12 protein-coding genes are annotated in these 15,730 nt (G+C 49.5%); 11 read left to right on the top strand and 1 reads right to left on the bottom strand.

Going from position 1 to position 15,730, the window contains the following annotated elements; all coding sequences use genetic code 11:
* Nucleotides 1–519: 519 nt before the first annotated feature.
* Entirely contained in the window at nucleotides 520–2,925 is a 2,406-nt protein-coding gene (locus tag M3P05_RS19620) for a hypothetical protein (RefSeq protein ID WP_249701817.1), read from the bottom strand.
* Nucleotides 2,926–3,223: 298 nt separating this feature from the next.
* Between M3P05_RS19620 and M3P05_RS19615 the strand changes: the two genes are divergently transcribed.
* The 11 genes from M3P05_RS19615 to M3P05_RS19565 form a co-directional block, all read left to right on the top strand.
* The gene (locus tag M3P05_RS19615) at nucleotides 3,224–4,360 is read left to right on the top strand and encodes a D-alanine--D-alanine ligase family protein (RefSeq protein ID WP_249701816.1); all 1,137 of its coding nucleotides are present in this window, start codon (nucleotides 3,224–3,226) and stop codon (nucleotides 4,358–4,360) included.
* Nucleotides 4,361–5,557, top strand: coding sequence for a type 1 periplasmic-binding domain-containing protein (locus M3P05_RS19610; RefSeq protein ID WP_249701815.1), 1,197 nt, complete (start codon nucleotides 4,361–4,363; stop codon nucleotides 5,555–5,557). It begins immediately after the preceding gene.
* Nucleotides 5,538–6,290, top strand: a complete 753-nt coding sequence (locus M3P05_RS19605; protein WP_249701814.1) for a substrate-binding periplasmic protein — start codon at nucleotides 5,538–5,540, stop codon at nucleotides 6,288–6,290. The genes M3P05_RS19610 and M3P05_RS19605 overlap by 20 nt, the downstream gene beginning before the upstream one ends.
* Nucleotides 6,287–7,435, top strand: a complete 1,149-nt coding sequence (locus M3P05_RS19600) for a type VI secretion system-associated FHA domain protein (protein WP_249701813.1) — start codon at nucleotides 6,287–6,289, stop codon at nucleotides 7,433–7,435. Before M3P05_RS19605 ends, M3P05_RS19600 begins: the two co-directional genes overlap by 4 nt.
* Nucleotides 7,432–8,043 (top strand): type VI secretion system lipoprotein TssJ, encoded by a 612-nt coding sequence (gene tssJ, locus M3P05_RS19595; RefSeq protein ID WP_249701812.1) that lies wholly within the window; start codon nucleotides 7,432–7,434, stop codon nucleotides 8,041–8,043. Before M3P05_RS19600 ends, tssJ begins: the two co-directional genes overlap by 4 nt.
* A gap of 36 nt (nucleotides 8,044–8,079) precedes the next feature.
* Nucleotides 8,080–9,414, top strand: coding sequence for a type VI secretion system baseplate subunit TssK (gene tssK, locus M3P05_RS19590; RefSeq protein ID WP_249701811.1), 1,335 nt, complete (start codon nucleotides 8,080–8,082; stop codon nucleotides 9,412–9,414).
* Nucleotides 9,415–9,416: 2 nt separating this feature from the next.
* A complete protein-coding gene (icmH, locus tag M3P05_RS19585; protein ID WP_249701810.1) occupies nucleotides 9,417–10,346 on the top strand; it encodes a type IVB secretion system protein IcmH/DotU in 930 nt (309 codons plus the stop codon).
* Nucleotides 10,343–13,870, top strand: coding sequence for a type VI secretion system membrane subunit TssM (gene tssM / locus M3P05_RS19580; RefSeq protein WP_249701809.1), 3,528 nt, complete (start codon nucleotides 10,343–10,345; stop codon nucleotides 13,868–13,870). The genes icmH and tssM overlap by 4 nt, the downstream gene beginning before the upstream one ends.
* 16 nt (nucleotides 13,871–13,886) lie before the next feature.
* Nucleotides 13,887–14,630: a serine/threonine protein kinase gene (locus tag M3P05_RS19575; protein WP_249701808.1), complete on the top strand. Its 744-nt coding sequence runs from the start codon at nucleotides 13,887–13,889 to the stop codon at nucleotides 14,628–14,630.
* 384 nt (nucleotides 14,631–15,014) lie between these two features.
* Nucleotides 15,015–15,446 (top strand): hypothetical protein, encoded by a 432-nt coding sequence (locus tag M3P05_RS19570; protein WP_249701807.1) that lies wholly within the window; start codon nucleotides 15,015–15,017, stop codon nucleotides 15,444–15,446.
* Nucleotides 15,433–15,730 (top strand): nucleotidyltransferase domain-containing protein (locus M3P05_RS19565; RefSeq protein WP_249701806.1); only part of this gene is annotated, 298 nt, incomplete at its 3' end. The genes M3P05_RS19570 and M3P05_RS19565, both read left to right, overlap by 14 nt.

Here is a 15,730-nt window from a genome sequence, read left to right as displayed (position 1 = left end):
AGACTTAATGCCAAAGAGGGGTGTCCCTCTGACGCCTTCAGGTACTTTCCCTGCTGCCATTCGATACTCCGCTTAGTAGTTCTATGTTAAGTAGTTCTATAGGATGAAAGTGCAAACTTAATGTGGGTTAGACAGGAGAATTAGTTAAAATGTGTTAATCTATCTACTAACAAAATAGTTAGAGACAATTAACAAAATTTAGTTTCAATACGATTCGAACAGAGTGGCTTAAATAATTGATATACCGGAGTGTTAGGCATTCTTTCATTCAAGTTATTCTTTTATCGCAGCCAAAGTTCAAGAAGTCTGGTCGATGATACAAAAATAGTCATTAAAATAGAGATAAAATCTTCAAGTTATATTGGTCAAAAAATATCCTCTTGCCAGCATCCTGATATCATCCATGACTACACGCCTGTAATGGGTTGGTTTTCTTCTGATTGGCAAATATTTCTCCACTTCTTTTGAGCCCTAAAAGGAAGGGAGCCTCTGCAAATGCCGGGGCTTCCTCGCTTTAATCTACACCTGAACTGGTTGTACCGGTTTCTGGGATGCTGCTCCACGTGCATCAAATTCATTTTTCAAAGCAGTTTCATACTGGCGCCTAAAACGCGAAAATGCATTGTTGTAAACGAATGTCTGTTGCGAAAATAATTGGAATGCTTTTTCCCGACTTGCTCTCTTTTTATTGACTTCAGGATCATCTGTTCGCTCATGAAAATGGAGTTTTCCTTTTATATCAACTCCCTCTCCAATTATGGTAATTTCCTTGCCATCCTCATCTTTACTGAACATTGGATCCCCCCGAAATGGGTGAAGAACCTCGTAAGATTGATGATATGTTGATCTACACCACTCCAGTTCGCTTTTAATTTCTTCATTGCTCATAGAATGAAGATCTGACTGCATTCTTTTTAACAAATCTTTGTTAGTTGCTTTATGCCATACGCGAGACTCATCGTAAAAAGCGATTAATTTCTTTAAAAGTCCTTGTTCACCATCTTCAAATAGAGATGCATCAACTTTCAGAGGGGCAGTATCATCTTGGTCAAATTTTGAATACACCAGCTTACACCGATTGGTTAGATCCCTTCTTCGAGTTTTGGCACTCTTGAGTTGTGTGGACAGAGACCTTCTGATGAGTCCAGGATCAATATCCTTATGATCAGATTTCAGCATTACAAAATCTTTATCATCATCAGGATCTATCGATTTAAATATTTTACCTGTGTTCAATGTCCTTCTGAAATCCACCTCACCACTTCTTGCAGAGAATTCGGCTGCATTAATTTTTTTCTCCCATCCATCAAGAAACAGGTTCATATTTGTTTCCATCAGAGAAATCTTTCCAAGAAGATCCATATCTGTACATACCAGCCACTGGCCTGTTTTGACAGGCTTAACTCTTGAAAACTCTTCTTTTGACTGAGCTGTCTTTGTTGCAGACAAACTTGCCAATGAAAGTTCACTACTCCAGCGCACAGTTGTTGATTCACGCTTGCCATTGGCTTTAACCGATGCTTCGAGAGATTTTCTCTCAAGAGGAACAGTGTTGACATCATCATGGTATTTGATATCCACCCAGCATGGGTGTAAACAAATACCACTTTTCTTGAACATAACAGCTAACTTCAGGCTGCCATTTCCATATTTACATTTCCATTTCTTTGTTATCTTTCCTAGTTTGGCAAACTGGGAAAACTTTCTTTCACAGCAAACCAGTACCCGATCATCATCAACCTTAACAACTCTTACAATGTAAGAATCTCTCTCTTCTGCAGCATGGTTTGTATTTGTATCCAGCTGATAACGCAGATGCTGTGTAGCTATGGAAAGAGCTTTATGGATAGTCTCGAGACTGATTAAGTGTTGGCAGAACTGTCTCGTTGACTCCTCTTTATCCAGATATTTCTCTACAGCCTTATCAAAACTTTCCGATGTATCTGAAACCTGCACACCATGTAATAGTTCGGTCTTTACTAAACGCCCATCTTGGTCAGCAATCTCGAAAGTGACTTGAACCGCCGGAGGGTAGTAGGTTTTGTCTCCTTCCATCGGATTGCTTGTCTGTCTTACCAATCCTGCTGCGGGTGGAAGTCTTTTCGTTGCAGGTAATAGGCATTGGACTAAATCGCCAACATTCTGACCAGGTATTGGATCAGAATAATTTCCTGAACCTACTGTGCACTGGGTAAAGACAGGTACAGACAGCCCCAATATACCTTTGTGCGTTACTCGATGGCTGGATTTATCTTGAAGATCTATACGCTCACGAAGCTCAGCAAACTCGCCTTTAGTCGTAACTGCATTGACAAACTTTTGATAGGTTGAGTGATCAGCCTCAAGAACCTGGGATACGAAATTTAAAAAATTCTCTTTGTCTCTATTGAGCCTCAACACCATTTTCTGTGATATTTCTTTTTTGGCCTCAATGTAAGTATCATCTGAGCTGCCCACACCAAGTAATTTTTTTGCTGCTGCCTGTTTTGGCTCAACGAGCACATCAAGACCTGCCTGAGACCCTCTCCTGACTTTCAACTCTCTTGCCAAGAGCTGAAGCTCCTTAGCTGAAAGCAAGTCCAGAAATTGCATAACAACTTTGTCAGCAAATCGAGACTCCTGTGTCACACATCTCAGTAATAGATTCCGCCCTTCGAAAGCATCACGACTGAGAGGACATCCAATCCTGACTTCAGCCTCAGCAGCCTCCATTTCCCTTCCTGAAATATCAGTAGCACCGCCGCCAGTGCCGTCTTCTCCTTGTCGAGGCATATGACTTTTAAGCTCTTCAGGGGGCCTAACAGTAACCGTTGCCTCTGATGGATCAGAAGCAGAAGCAGAAGTTGTAGTTGCAGCCACTGATAGAGGCTCCGTCAGCTCTGTCTGCACAAATGTTTTTTTCTCAGTGGTTGGTGAACTTTGCATATATTCCCCCAGGGTCGGAATTATTCTCTGAACACCTTAGATTTACCGTTAACTGACAAGTTCGAGGGATTACTTACATCACTGTTAGCCAGGTATCTTCCAATACTTTCAAGTATTGCTAACAACTCCTGTTAGCCACCTTTCCATTTTTGAAACAATCACAAAACCTCTTCCCAAAAATGCTATCGACTCTTGGATGGCACAGAAATATTGTCCCATTCATGCTTTATCTTGAATCTCAATTTCAATTCTCTGCGTAAAGCACTCACCAGACAGCGATTTGCGGTAGTCCAGCTTTATGCATGAAGTAGTTGCATCTCTTACAGCCAACGAAGAAAAACTGAGAAAACACCTTTCCATTGCAGTTATCCACGGCGGCGATAAAGACGACGATGGCAGCTGCTTTTATAAAACCTATAACCCGAGAGCCGCCAAGACCTATGAACCGGTTGCCCGTCAGATTGCCGAAGCTCTGCAGCAGTGTGGTTACGAGCGTGTTGTAACCCTGCCGGAGAATGCCCGGCTGGTTGAAGAGCTGCAGAAGCACCAGGTTGATATTGTGTTCTGTAACAGTGGTGGTCTGCAGGGATACAACCCCATGTCTCACCTGCCAGCCCTGATGGAAATGGTGGGTCTGCCCTATGTTGGCCATAACCCGGTTAATGCCACGCTTCTTGATAATAAGCATCTGTTCAAGCAGGCGCTCTCTGACCTTGGTATTCCCACACCCGGTTTCCTGGTCTGCCATGGCTGTGAAAATGATTTTTCCAGTTTTGAGAAAAAGATGGCTCTGCGGTTTGGTGAGAGCAAAGGCCCGTTTATTGTTAAGCCGACTTCTGGCCGTGCCTCTATCCATGTCAACTATGCCGAAACCATTGAAGAGGCCTGGAAGCTGGTGCTGGCCACACAACAATGTACCTCTAATACCGTGCTGGTCGAGGAATACCTTCCGGGGCGAGAGTTTGTTGTGGCCATCAGCGGACCAATGGTGAAAAAGCAGAACCAGATCAACTGCAAAGCTGAACCTTTCGCTTTCTCAGTTATTGAACGCCGCCTGGAACAGGATGAGCATATCTTCACATCAATGGATAAAAAGGCGATCTCAGCCCAGCGTCTTCTGAATGTGACCGATGAAGAGCTGATCGCCAAAATCAACAAACTCGGGCAAGAGGTTCATGCAGGGCTGTGTCTGCAAGGCTTGATCCGTGTTGATCTGCGGATGGACAGCGCGGGCAATCTCTCTGTTATGGAAGCTAACCCTAAACCTGACCTGACCCGTCCGCAACCAGACAAGACCAGCCTGGTCTGCCATGGCCTGCCACGGGAAAATATGACTTATGAAGAGTTAATTGAGTCCCAGCTTCTCAATGCCATCGGTCAGCGAATGAAGGCTCTGCCGGAGTCCATCCCTCATATCAACAGGATTCTGCACTGAATGGTGAAGATGCCGATGCTTTCAGCCAGCAGGCTTCAGAGCCTGCTGGCTCTTTTGCTTGTAACCGCTCTGACCTTTTCACAGTTCAGTCAGGCTGAAGAATCTGTGGAAGACAATCCGGAGTGGTTTGGCGTAACTGTCAATGGCCAGTGGCCGGTTTCGTTTTCAGAAAGATCTTTCCAGTCTGTTGAGGCAGAGAAAAAGATCCTCTTTATCTATTCCAAAGCGTCATCTGCCTACGACCAGGCCTTTGCCACCATTGCCCGCTCATTCCAGCAACACCTGCTGGGAGCCAGTTATCTGGTGGTCAATTTTCGTCAACAGCCTGAGCTGGCTCGTCAGCTGTTACTGCAGGAAGGCTTTGACCTCGCTTTTATCGCCGGTTCCAAAGCGACATCAGAGCTTTATGGCAGCCAGATTAATCCCGCCATGTCTGTTGTCACTGTGACAGCAAAAGACCCGGTGCTGCTTGGTTTAATCGATAGCTATGAAGCGCCGAATACTGCTCCCGGGCAAAAGGATCACCGGCATCAGTATGCATTTACTTCATTAAATGTTCGTCCGGAAATCCTGACCAGCTATCTTCAAACCCTGAACCCCCGGATGATGCATATAGGCATGATCTACAGCAGCAACAATTCAAGTGCCAGGACAACACAGGTTCTGCCAGTCATTGCTGCCGCCCGCAAGGTGGGTATCGATGTCCATCCTATTGCTATTGAGGCAGACCAGCCGGAAGCCAGCCTTGCTGAGCAGATACCACGCGCACTTGCCACGTTCCGGGAAAAAGATCCGGGTCTGGTAAACAGCCTGATCTGGATTACCGGCAGCACCCTGCTGTTCAGCAGGCTTGAACAGATCAATCAGCTGGCCGATGGCGTTCCAGTTTTGACGGCAGTGCCGGATCTGGTTTCGTCGAAGCCGGAAAGCCCGATGCTGGCGATAGGTATTGGTTTCCAGAGTAATGCCGCACTGGCTGCGGTCTATGGGCGACAAATTCTGGCTGACCGGGTCACGCCCGCCCAACTGCCGGTTGGTGAGCTGTCACCGCCGGATATTGCCATTAATTTCCAGAAAGTCGAGGAATCCGGATGGCGGATTCCTGTTCGTATGTTTGAGCTGGCTACGATTCTTTTTAACAAAAACGGGCAGCCAGTTAACAGGAGGGGAATGCAGGTTGAATCGCCTCAGAATTAAACGTGCAGGTCTGCTGGCAGGTCTTTTGCTGGCACTGACACCAATAACAGGCAACACCGCAACTGAACGGCTTAAACTGGCGACTCAGGTGTGGTCGCCTTATCAGTACACGACTCCCGACGGTCAGATTCATGGACTGGCGATTGACCGGGTTCGCTGCACGCTGGGCAATCTGCAGCAACCCTACCAGATAGCCTTTATGGAATGGAGCAATGCCCAGCTGAATGTTCGCCGTGGCGACTTTGACGGTTTTTTCCTGGCTTCCCGGAACGAGAGCCGGGATAAATACGCCACCCTGTCAGATACCGTGGCCAGGCAGCATTGGGTGCTCTACAGCTTTCAGGATATCGGTAAGGCTCTGTTCACCACCATGGACTACAAGGAAAACGTCAGCGTTGCTGCCACGTTTGGCTCCGCCAAATGGTTCTGGCTGAAAAAGAACGGTTATCGCGTTGATAAGTATCCCAAAGACGTACGCCGTCTGGTTGATCTGCTGCTCGACAGAAAAGTCAGTGCCGTTTTGGAAACACGTGAAGTCATGGACGAAGAACTGAAAAGACGCGGCATCAAAGCCGACTCCCTGAACCAGATTGAATTGCGCCAGAAAAAACTGGGCGTCTATTTTGGACGGGACTTCCTGGGCCGTAACCCGGGTTTTCTTGACCAGTTCAACAAGGCGTTGAAGTCCTGTGTGCCGCCAGCAACTAAAGCAGCAACAGGAGCTGATTCATGAGTTTACAGCTGCAGATAATCAACATCCCCGAAGGGGAGCTGCTGGCCGATACTCTTTACCGTATTCCAGCTTCCGGTGGACTGATTGGCCGCGCGCCGGAGTGCACTGTTCCTCTGCCCGACAATAGTCGCTTTTTATCCAGCCGCCATGCCCGGGTGTTTCAGGAAGATACCCAGTGGCTGATTGAAGACCTGAGTACCAATGGGCTGCTGATTAACAATGCCTCCTCGCCACTTGGCCCAGGCAAACGACACACTCTGACAGATGGCGATATTCTAACCTGCGGTGAGTACCGTATTATGGTCAATCTGTTTTCCCCCGAGATCAGCCTGACATCCTGTCTGGCCGATACGCTGGAAGCGGCACCTTTAAATGATCATTCGTCCGATGATCCTTTCTCGACCTCTCCGTCACAGTTCAGCCAGGCAACCGCCATGGTTCTGGATGACCCTTTCAGTGATCTTTCCAGCGAAGCTGCTTCATCAAACGTTGCCCCAAGAGCAATTCCAAAGCCAGTGGAAGCTGACCACATTCAGGCAGAATCCATCTCTTTTGGCCGTGACAAAGAAGCGCCATCGATTGATCAGCTGGCCGGTGACTATCAGCCAACTGCACATCAGCCTGACAGTTCCAGTCTTATTGATGTGCTGGGCGATGCACCAGCGGCATCCATCCCTGCAGAAGCGAATATCAAAAACGAGATCATAGAACCGGTCAGGGAAGCGGTTATTCAACCTGAACCGGACGTTCAGCAACCGGTGTTGACTCCAACTCCGATTCAAAGAGTTGAGCATTCAGGAGTACCTGTTCTCTCATCCTCCAGCCAGGACACAATTTTCCAGCTGCAGGAAGAGAACCGGCAGCTTCGGGAACAACTGAAGAAAAAGAACAAGCTGGTGAAAAAGGTGATCTATCACGCCATGGGACAGGCTCTTGAACAGACTCTGATGGATTTTTCCCCGGAGTACCTGGAAAAACTGTTTGACGATTACAGCGGTAAAAAACGTGGTCTGTTTCGTAAGCGCAATAACTGGGAACTCTACGGTCGTCACTTCCAGAGAATTATGAAAGAACAAACCTGCCGTCTGGCCTTTACTGCCCGCTTCCAGGCAGCCCTGCGCAAGTTGCAGGAGAAAACACCATGATCACTCATTTTGCCTCTCGTTTGAAAAAAGGGTTCGGAATATCTGCCGCACTTATCTCTCTTCTGACACTGGCAGGCTGCAGCACTTTCAGCTCCGGGGTGACTGAAGCGGACCGGCTAAAAAACAGTAAAACCTCCTTGGAGATTACCCTGGATGCCGGTTACGACCTGAACCCTAACGACAGGGGTGAGGCATCTCCACTGAAGATCCGCCTCTATGAACTTCAGGCTGCCGACCTGTTTTCCCAGGCGGACTTTTTGGATCTTTATGATCAGGATTCTGCATCCCTGCAGGACAGCCTGATCAAAATCCACCGAATACCGGCCCAAAGACCGGGCCAGAAAACCCAGCTCGACTTTCCTCTTGATCCTTCCACCCGTTTTATTGCGGTACTCGCCGAGTTCTCCCGCTACCAGGATGCCGATGCCCGGGTTATTGCCCCCATTGCTCCGGAAGTTCGCAATATCGGATACCTGTCAATGGAAGGTAACAGTCTCTTTCTAAAAATCACTCCCGAACGTACTGCGTTTGATCGCGCCAAGCAGCTGTTTGACCTGTTCCCCGAAAACAGCAAGGACGACAAGAAAACAACAGGGGCCAAAAAATGAGAGATAGCCACAGATTTCAGCGCAGGGGTATTGCCAATGGATAACAGTCGCGTCGTATGGCAGGAGGGAATGTTTCTCAGCCCTCAGCATTTCCAGCAGCAGGATCGTTACCTGGAATCCTATAGCCGCCAGCTGGTGAAACTGGCAACCGGACAGCCGGTTGGCTTTGCGGAACTTATTATTGATCAGGAACAGCTGAGTATCGGACGCTTTATGCTGCGCCGCTGCAGTGGCATTTTCCCTGATGGCACGCCCTTTCACAGCGACAGTGCCATTGTCAGGGAAGTGGAACAGGCCGAAGCCGGCTCCCTGGTTTACCTGGCACTGCCGGTCATGCGCCCCGGAACCATTGATACCGCCCAGGACGAGAGCGCAAAAACAGCAGCATACCGTCACCTGAGCTTTGACCAGGAAGTCTCCGACAGCACGGATCGCGAGAATGAAGCGGTGACACTGACGCTGTCCAAGCACAACCTGAAACTGCTGCTGGCCGATGAAGAGCCGGATACCCATATCCGCCTGCCTGTGGCCCGTATCCAGGAACGTCAGAACGACGGACGCCTTTTACTGGACAGCACTTTTATTCCACGCTGTCTGGATTACCGTACCAGTTCCTTCCTGAAAGAGCAGGTTCAGAATCTGCAGGCCCGTATGCGCAGTCGTGCGGCTTCCATGTCTGCACAGATTGGCCCCCATGCCGAACAGAAAAGCGTACAGATCATGCAGCTGGAGTATCTCTGGCTGCAGGCTTTAAACAGATATGCAGCCCGGCTCGACAGCATTATGACCGGCGAATGTCTGCGCCCGGGAGAGCTTTACCGGGAGCTGGTGACTATTGCCGCCGATCTGGCCACATTTACCACCACACTGGCACCGGAATTTCCGGCCTATGACTTTGACGAGCCTTATCGCTCCTTTGCTCCTGTCTTTACCGCTCTGCAGCAGAACCTGCGTCAGGCCCGCAGCGAGAAAGTCCGTTCCCTGCCCTGGGATGACAGTCTGTTCGAACGCCGTCGTCTGCTGCGAACCCTGGTAGAAGACCGTTCCCTGTTTAATGATGCCCGGTTTGTTCTGGCTGTTACCAGCTCACTGGGGCCAAGCCGCTGCCGTGAACTGTTCCCGGCCACCGCCAAGCTGGCTGGCAACTCCCGTATTGCCGAGCGGGTTCGCGGAGCACTTTCGGCCGTTCCTCTGCTGCCTATGCAGGTTCCCCCCCTGGAGCTGAAGGCACGGCCTGATACGGTTTATTTTGAAGTGGATACCAGTCACGCCCTGTGGAAAGAGCTGGTCAATCACCACGACGCCGTGGCTCTGCATATTGATGAGCAGATGCCTGCTGATGTCAAAGTGACCCTGTACGTGGTGAGGTAACGATGGCTCAGATTTTCAGTTTCCAGCGCAGTGATACTATCCCCAGATCGTCCCAGACCTCTGCGCAGGCTTCGTCGGAGACAAATCAACCGGGAGCCAGTGCTGGACCGACCGGCTCTGCGCCCAACCATCACAGCTGGGGAATTCATGGCCATGCCCATGAACAGCTGGATGACTTCCAGGCCTCCGATAATGGTCTGATTAATATTTCGGCAGAACTGCTGGCTCTGCTGGTTACTCTGCCACAGCAGCAGCGCCCGACCAATCTGCCCGAGTTCAGGGAAAACCTGGTTGATCGTGTCTCGGCCTTAAACAACCGCGGACGTCTGTGCGGCTACCCACAGAGTCTGATGGACAGATGCTGTTATGTCCTGTGCGCCGCACTGGATGAAGGTATCAACAATACAGCCTGGGGCCGAAGAGATGGCTGGGAAAACCACAGTCTGCTGAGTCGCCTGTTTCAGCAGCGTAATGGCGGTGAAATATTCTTCGTGCTGCTAGATCAGGCCCGCCAGCATCCTGAGCAGCAGGCTGAACTGATTGAGTTGATATATGTCCTGCTGCGCTTTGGTTTCCAGGGTCGCTATCAGAACAATCAGCAAAACCACCAGGAAAGTCATGACCTGACTCGGTTAAGCGCGGAGCTCTATACAGAACTGCGCCGCATTCGGCCTGCTCCAACAGAACGACAGGCACCATCTACCAGCCATGACTGGAAGCCTTTACGCCTGTTTCGCAAGGCCCCCTGGCTTGGCATCGTGCCGGTACTTCTGCTGGCGGGATATATTGCCACGGCCTTCTGGATCAACAACTTCAACCAGACAGTGATATATGGCCTTGAAGACCTGTCTGTCTGGACAGCCCCCAGCCAGGGAAGCTCGAACGTGATCTACAACAGCACCCAGGAAGATATGGAAGGGTGGTCTCAGTGAAGAAAGTTCTCACCATCATTTTTATTATTCTTCTGGTTTTATCTCTCGCCTTTGTCTGGGGTGCCGTTTATATCTGGCCGGAAGCCCTTGAGTGGCTTGATCCGGTCAGTACCCGGGTAGAGCTTACCCTGCTGCTTATTGGAGTCCCCCTGGCAATTGCCGGAATGATCTACGGCTGGCGTGCCTGGAAACGTCGCCAGAAACGTATTCAGCAAGATCAGGAGTTACAGTACCTCCGTCGTGAAAAGCAGCGTTTGAATGGCAACTGGAAAAAGCTGCTGGCACAACTGAAGAAACAACCCAACGGCCATAACCCCTATGCCCTGCCCTGGCTGATTATGCTCGGCAATGATACCGCCGGCAAAAGCAGCTGGCTGCAGCATGCAGGCTTTGAACGGGTACAGGGACAGAACAACAAGAACTCATCACAGGATGAGCAGCAGCACAATGATGATGTCGGTTTCTGGATCAGTGAACATGCAGTTGTACTGGAACTGGCGGGACATTTCCTGGCCGATGAGACCAGCGAGCTGGATATGCCGGTGCTGCAGCATCTCTATTCCCTGCTGCGTAAACACCGCTCCCGTCAGCCTCTGACGGGTATCCTGGTTGCCCAGCCTGCCAGTCATCTGATTACCCGCCAGCCTGCCTGGCTGCAGGAGCAGGCACGACATCTGCGTCGCCGACTACGGGAGCTGGATACAGTCACCGGTATTGATTTACCGATATGGCTGCAAGTGACCCAGTGTGATCAGCTTGAAGGTTTCCAGGCCTGCTTTAACCAGGGCTGCAGCAATCAACGCAGCTATCCGCTTGGTATCGAATTGCCTGATGGATATCGACGTGATGCCTGGGATAAAGGCTTCAAGGAACTGCACAGTTCTCTGACTGAAAAACTGTCTGACCTGCTGCACAGTGAAAAGGATGCCAATGAGCGCCAGGCTCTTGGACGTTTCCTGCTGCAGATGACACTTCTGCAGGAGCGACTGCAGATCAGCCTTGAGGAGATTTACAGCAACCGCCACCATGCTCCCGAGGCCTGGCTGGCTGGTGTCTGGCTGAGTTCTACCTTTCAGCAGGGTGAGAGTTTCAACCTGCTGGCCAATGAGCTGGGCCGCAGCTGGAGTTTCCAAAGTGCACGACAGCAGCCTCAAAGCCAGGGGAATAACAGCTATTTCGTACGCAGTTTCTTCCCCAGAGTTGCTGTGCGCACTCTGGCCAGCGTTGGCGTAAATCGTCTGGCTCACCGTTTCTGGCAGGGCAAAGTCCTGACCGGATTCGTGACTGCCTCTCTGCTATTAGGCGGTGGTAGCTGGGTTTTATGGAAGAACGTAACTCACAACCAGCATCTGCAAAACCTGACTCAGCAGGAACTGAGTACTTACCAGGCAGAGATCAGAGATATTGGTTCGGAGCCGGAACTGATTGATGTTATCCCTCCCCTGCTGCAGTTGCGGGAACTGGTGCAAACCTTCAAACAGCCCCGTCCATGGATTCTAAGGATTGGTTTATTTGATGAGAACGAAGCCCGGAGCGTGGAAATTCTCTATAACAACCAGCTTCAGCAACGACTATTTCTGCCTCTGTCTCAACGGATGAACGATACCCTGTCAGCGTTTGTACACCTGGGTGATTATGATGAGATTTTTCAGCATCTGCTGAATTACATGATGCTGTATGATCCGCAAATCCGGAACATTCCTGAGCTCAATGGTTATATCGTAAAAGTTCTGGCCGACCGGGAAGAACTGCCTGAAGGCAGCGAGCAGTACCTTGCATTTCTGTTAAATGATCTTTGGAAGACATCCGTCGACAAGTTTGAGCCTGATGAGAAGCTGATTATTCAGGCGCAAAGCGATCTCGGTCAGCGTCTGGACAACAACCTTGTATATGACTTTATCCGCTCTCACCAGGCCCATACCGGTAAGGTGGATATCCGTAACCGTCTGGGTGTGAACTTTGGCAAAACCTTTGCTTTCCGCACCGGATTTGATGGTTATTACCTGCCCATCATCTTTACCCGCGAAGGGTACAGCCAGCTCGATCTTTCCCCTGATTCCGAGATTATCAAGGAAGCAGTGGCGAACCTTACCAAGGTTAAGGGGATGGGAAACAGTGTCACACTGGCCGACCGTACCCGTATCAGCGGCAAGGTGCGTGAGCTTTATTTCCTCGACTATATCCGTAACTGGAAAGCCATTGTCAGCAATATTGAGCTGAAGCCCGGCGATACACTCTCTGAGCAGCTGACTCACCTGCAGCAGCTTTACCAGGGAGATAATCCGGCCCTGTTCGACCTGATTGCAGCTATTGCTGACCAGACGCAACTTGAACAACCAGAACCTGAAGAAAAGGAAGACCCCACCAAGAAGCTGATAGCCAAGCAGGCTGAAAAGAAGGTGGCCAAAGCCATCGGCCTGAAAGGTGCCAGCAAGAAAATTGCCTCAGGTGCTGGTCGCAGCGCTCTGGCCAAGCTGGAAAAACAGCGCTCAGCGGCGATTGTGAATGAAGCGTTCAGTGCCTATGCCACGTTCTTTGCAGACAAGGGCGCAAAACTTACCGAGCAGCTTGATCTTCTTAATCTTGAGCTGCAGCAGATCAGTGCCAACCCTGATATCCGCAAAGCCTACTTTGACAGTGTCACCCGTCTGACCAGCGGCAGTGGCAGTAGTTTGCCCGAGTTGGAACGACTGGCCAGACAGGAAAGAACGGCTGCCGGTGTGTGGCTGCTGGAGCTGACGGATACTCTGTGGGCTGATTGGATGAATGGTGCCGGTCAGTACATCCAGAAGCACTGGCAGGCTTCGGTATTTAATACCTGGCAAAGCCGGTTGGCGAACAGATTTCCGTTTGCCAATGATGTCCATCAGGAAGTCCGGCTGGGTGACTTTGTTGAGTTCCTGCGCCCCCAGGGAGAACTGGATCAGTTTGTTACCACCTACCTGGCACCCTTTGTTGTTCCAGGCAATGAAACCAGTGATCACAGCTGGCGGATACGCCCGGTTAATGGAGCTACCCTGCCTCTAAGCAGTGCGCTGCTCAAACAATTGAAGCAGGCCGACACCATTCGCAGCCGCTACTTCAGTGCAGATGGCTCACTGGATATCGGTTACCGCATGCGAGCCAAACGTCTGGACAGTGATATCACCGCCTTTAACCTGCGAGACGGTAATGGCAACTTCACTTACAGCCACGGCCCGCAAAGGTGGCAGGAACGCCGCTGGCCACAAGACCCAACAGACATTCTCTCAATCAACTTTGCCAACAACGGTCTGCAGCTGGCGCGAAGCAGTTATACCGGCCCCTGGGCCTGGCAGCATTTTGTCGCTGACAGCCGTTCCTGGGAAGACGATAACCAGATCCAGCTGACCTATCAGTTGAAGTCTTACGATGTCACGCTGGAACTGGATCTGGATAAACGCGGTAACCCGTTTACGCAGGGATTGCTGACCGGTTTCCACCTGCCAGGAAAGATACTGACAGGAAAATCCATGCAGGTAGACGGAACTTTAACCAGAAAATAAAGATTATGACCAAATAATGAAAGACAAATACGACAGCAGACCTGACTATTGCCGCCGCATAATCAAAAGCAGACGAGAGCTGGCAACCAGCTCTCTGGTTGCTGACCGTTACGCCTGCGGACAACAGATTTACCGCTCCCGAAATTCCATTGTTTACCAAGGGTGGGATACTGTCAGTGGTAATGCTGTTGTCTTGAAGAAACTGCCTGATGGAGCATCTCCTCAAAGAGTGGCTGAGTTTTGTCGGGAAGGGACAATTCTTAAGCTGCAGACTCACCCGGGGTTGATTCATGGGGAAGGGTATTTCTTTTCTCATGAACAACACTGGTTGGTTATGGAGCCTGCCCGGGGGGAGTTACTACTTGATTTGTTGGCTTCTGGAGAAACCTGCAAGTGGCCAATTAAGTTCAAAATAAAAATTTTAAAGAATATTGCCTGTGCCATAAAAGCTCTTCATAAATTGAGATGGGAGCATGGCGATATCAAGCCAGATAATCTCTTTATAAATACAAAAGATGCAAATGTAACAATTCTTGACTATTCGTCTTCAGCAGTGATTGGAAGCCCACGAGCAACACAGAGCTACTCTCCGGAGTGGCGACCGTCCTGGCTGCTTAATGGCCGTATTGATACTCGTGCAGATGCTTATGGTTTAGCACTGCTTGCTATATCCTTGTGGTTTCCGCATAAACGTGTTTCTGAAATGAAAACAATTTCTTGGATCGCTTACAGGTTTGTGAAGATAGTATCCAAAATGTAAGGCTTTGTATTTCCGAACTATCACAAAAGAGGTAGTCGTATGATGTGATGAGGCAGTAGTTATGGACATCAGTGGTTTTTATTGGCTTTATTCGTACTGCGCGTTATGACTAGTTATCCAGTCCACCCAGGAGACTGGTTTAAATATCTCTATAAAAGTTCACCTCAGGTATACAAATACCAGGGAATTTAAACTCGTTGTCTGCCGCTGCACTGCAGCACTCAACATTATTCTCTGGGCTACAAGTACTCAAGCTCGCTATAAGTGCCTTATTTCGTTATTTTATGGAAAGAAAATTTTCGGGCACCCGTAATGACATTTAACTCTTCCTATTTGAAGCTTCTCATTCAAAATTGGTCTCAAGCGTGCCGAACTGCGCATCGTTTGTCTGTTTCGATTTCCCGTCTTCAGGGCAGTTTGCCTCTGGAGTCTGAAGCCTTGCTGTCAGCCAATGAGGATCTGCTGGAAAAACTTGATGCTTTCAGGGTTCGCTATGGGGATCTGCAGGATAGCCTGGGGGGGAAAGTTTTCCGGAGTCTTCTCCTTACAGAGGATGAGGAACCCGTGAATATGGCTGACACTCTTAATCGCATGGAGAAAAGGGGAATCTTAGGCTCTGCTGATTTTTGGAGAAAGTTGCGGGAGATTCGCAACGCCTTTGCCCACGACTATCCAGAGGCTGAGGAAGATCGAGCTAATGCAATCAACTTGGCATGGAAGACTGCCTCTGATCTTTTGGATGTTGCTGAAAAAATTCATGCTTATTGTGAAAAGCAGGGTATTCAGCTTCAGGAGCTAAACCGTGCGGATAAGTGAGGAGATGGCTCAAAGTATCGTCCAGCTTGCCAAGGAACATATTTCTCCATCTGCCAGGGTGTGGTTATTTGGTTCCCGGGCTGATGATCAGGCAAAGGGCGGGGATATTGATCTTATGATTGAAGTTGAGGGTTTGGATAATTCTCTGGAAAGAAAAATCAACTTTCGCCTAGCATTCGAAGATCAGTGGGGTGAGCAAAAAATCGATATCATACTGCATGATGTCAGCAGGCCGGATCAGCCCATCCATGAGGTGGCACGTCAAACGGGGATTGCCCTGAATT

The sequence above is a fragment of the Parendozoicomonas callyspongiae genome (assembly GCF_023502345.1).
GTDB lineage: Bacteria > Pseudomonadota > Gammaproteobacteria > Pseudomonadales > Endozoicomonadaceae > Sansalvadorimonas > Sansalvadorimonas callyspongiae.
Note: the sequence above shows the minus strand (reverse complement) of the source record. Positions and strands in the feature narration are given on the sequence as shown.

Bases quoted from the DNA above. Each gene is read 5' to 3' on its own strand.
- M3P05_RS19620 (WP_249701817.1), bottom strand. From the start codon at position 2,925: ATGCAAAGTTCACCAACCACTGAGAAAAAAACATTTGTGCAGACAGAG.
- M3P05_RS19615 (WP_249701816.1), top strand. From the start codon at position 3,224: ATGCATGAAGTAGTTGCATCTCTTACAGCCAACGAAGAAAAACTGAGA.
- M3P05_RS19610 (WP_249701815.1), top strand. From the start codon at position 4,361: ATGGTGAAGATGCCGATGCTTTCAGCCAGCAGGCTTCAGAGCCTGCTG.
- M3P05_RS19600 (WP_249701813.1), top strand. From the start codon at position 6,287: ATGAGTTTACAGCTGCAGATAATCAACATCCCCGAAGGGGAGCTGCTG.
- tssJ (WP_249701812.1), top strand. From the start codon at position 7,432: ATGATCACTCATTTTGCCTCTCGTTTGAAAAAAGGGTTCGGAATATCT.
- tssK (WP_249701811.1), top strand. From the start codon at position 8,080: ATGGATAACAGTCGCGTCGTATGGCAGGAGGGAATGTTTCTCAGCCCT.
- icmH (WP_249701810.1), top strand. From the start codon at position 9,417: ATGGCTCAGATTTTCAGTTTCCAGCGCAGTGATACTATCCCCAGATCG.
- M3P05_RS19575 (WP_249701808.1), top strand. From the start codon at position 13,887: ATGAAAGACAAATACGACAGCAGACCTGACTATTGCCGCCGCATAATC.